We start from the raw sequence: 2386 nt of genomic DNA on the forward strand, positions 1-2386 counted from the left end.
GGGCACTTCCCCGTAGCCCGGATGGAACGCAGTGCAATCCGGGACCCCTGTATTCATTCTGAGAGAACCCCGGATTACGCTTTCGCTCCATCCGGGCTGCGAACTCCACCTCAGACATCGACGACCAGCTTGCCCTTGGCAGCGTGATCCCTGATCAGCGCATAGGCCTCGTCGACATTCTCCAGCGTGAAACGCCGGGCATCGAGGATCGGCATGAGCTTGCCGGCCTCGGCTAGGCGCGTGGCCTCGGTCATGATCGCCCCATGGTGCGCGCGGCCTTCGCCCGACAGCAGCGGCAGCAGCGTGAACACGCCGGAATAGGTGGCGGCGCGGAACGACAGCGGCGCAAGCGCGTGCGTCCCCCAGCCCAGTGCGCTCACCACATGGCCGAAGCGGCGCACCGCTTCAAAGGAGGCGTCGAGCACCTTGCCGCCGACGGTGTCGTAGACGATGTCGAAGCCGCGGCCGCCGGTATGTTGTGCGACATAGGCTTCGACCGGGCTGTCGCGATCGACGAACACCGCGCCGTAGCCTTCGATGGTGGCGCGCTGCGACGCCGAGCCCGTCGCGAACACGCTCGCCCCGAAGGCGCGCGCGATCTGGATCGCGACATGACCGACGCCGCCGGCGCCGCCATGGATCAACACCCTCTGGCCCGCCTTCAGGCCCGCGCGATCGATCAGGCCTTCCCAGGCCGTGATGACGATCAGGGGCAGGGCGGCGGCCTCCCGCATGCTGAGATTGGCGGGCTTCAATGCGAGCAGATCGGCATCGACCGCGGCGAACTCGGCCAGCGATCCCTGCACGCCGCCGACACCTCCGGTCATGCCGTAGACCTCGTCGCCCGGCTTGAACCGCGTCACCTCGCGCCCGGTGCGCTCGACGATCCCGGCAAGATCGATCCCGGGAATCGCCGGCAGCGGATGGCGCGCATGGGCGGCGGCGCCGGCATGGATCTTGGTGTCGAGCGGATTGACCCCGCTGGCCCGCACCCGGACCAGCACCTCACGCGGACCGACCTCGGGCGTGGAGATGGTCGAGAGCCGCAGCGGCGTGTTGTGAGCCTCCAGCACGGCCGCGCGCATCGTCGATTGTGTCGTCATGATCGTCTCTCTCCGTTGTCGGCCTCCAATATGTCCATGAATTTTTGCATGAGAAGGAACAAGGTTGTACGATCGTCGTGCGTTTTTGTATGAGGTTTTCGATGGATTGGAGCGATCTGCGCATCTTCCTGGCGATTGCGCGCGAAGGCACGCTCGGCGCGGCCGCACGCAAGATCGGCCAGACCCAGCCGACGATGGGACGGCGGCTTCGCGCGCTCGAGACGGCGTTGGGTCAGACGCTGTTCCAGCGGACGGCGGATGGCTTCGTGCTGACCGACGAGGGCACCGCGGTGCTGCGTCACGCCGAGCGGATCGAGGACGAGGCGCTCGCGCTTCAACGCCACGCGACCGGCGCCGAGACGCAACTCGACGGTGTGCTGCGCCTGTCGTCGTCGGATTGGTTCGGCACGGTGATGCTGTCGCCGGTGATCGCCGCATTCGGCAAGCGTCACCCCGCCGTGACGGTGGAGCTTCTGACCGATGCGCGGCTCTACAGTCTGCCGCGGCGCGAGGCGGATCTGGTCTTCCGCATCAAGCCGTTCAGTGAGCCCGAGGTGATCTCGCGAAAGCTGCTGCACGTTCCCTACGCGCTCTATGGCAGGAGGGGCAGCAAGCCGCCGCGCGCCGGCGACGGCAGCGGCGTTCGCGTCGTGACCATGAATGCCGAGTTCGCCGACATGCCGGACGCGGTCTGGCTGAAGCGCATGCTGCCGCATGCGGACGTCGCCTCGCGCAGCAACAACAGGCAGGTGCAGGCCGAGCTTTGCGCGCGCGGCGGCGGCCTTGCCGTGCTGCCGCGCCCGCTCGGTGACAGCGATCGCCGCCTGGTCGCGCTCGACATCGGCGCGCCGCCGCCCGGCCGCGACACTTATGTCGGCTATCATCGCGATCTGAAGCGGCTCGCCCGCCTGCGCGCGCTGCTCGATCTCGTGATCGAGAAGCTGGCCGGCTAGGCTCCATCCGGGCGACGACACCATCCCTTGCGGTGCCCGACGGGCAAAACACCCAAGATGCCGGTCAACGCGGGTCGACAAAAATATTCCACTTTACCGAAGTTCGGAAAGGGCGTATGTGTGGCCGCAACCCGGCCCAAGGAAGAGGGGCGTATCGCGATCGTCACGAACGCGGGCCGGGCGGCGGTGGACGCCGATGGCATCGGCGCGATGAGGTTTTGCAGGGCAGGCAACTGTGAGCAAGGCCGTCGCGCACACGACCGGTGCGATCGGCGTACGGCAAAATCGTGTGGTCCTGGCGCCCGGGGTCTGTGCGCCAAGTCTTGTGGT

The 2386-nt window shown here is 67.3% G+C and carries 2 protein-coding genes; one reads left to right on the forward strand and one right to left on the reverse strand.

Annotated elements, in window-relative coordinates:
• Positions 1-110: 110 nt before the first annotated feature.
• Complete coding sequence (locus TSA1_RS32595; protein ID WP_174719179.1) at positions 111-1103, reverse strand: zinc-dependent alcohol dehydrogenase family protein; 993 nt, start codon at positions 1101-1103, stop codon at positions 111-113.
• Positions 1104-1204: 101 nt separating this feature from the next.
• Between TSA1_RS32595 and TSA1_RS32600 the strand changes: the two genes are divergently transcribed.
• Positions 1205-2056 carry a LysR family transcriptional regulator gene (locus TSA1_RS32600; protein WP_100179901.1) on the forward strand — a complete coding sequence of 284 codons (852 nt, stop codon included), beginning with the start codon at positions 1205-1207 and terminating at the stop codon, positions 2054-2056.
• The last annotated feature ends 330 nt before the right edge of the window (positions 2057-2386 follow it).

Source organism: Bradyrhizobium nitroreducens, from assembly GCF_002776695.1.
Classification (GTDB): domain Bacteria; phylum Pseudomonadota; class Alphaproteobacteria; order Rhizobiales; family Xanthobacteraceae; genus Bradyrhizobium; species Bradyrhizobium nitroreducens.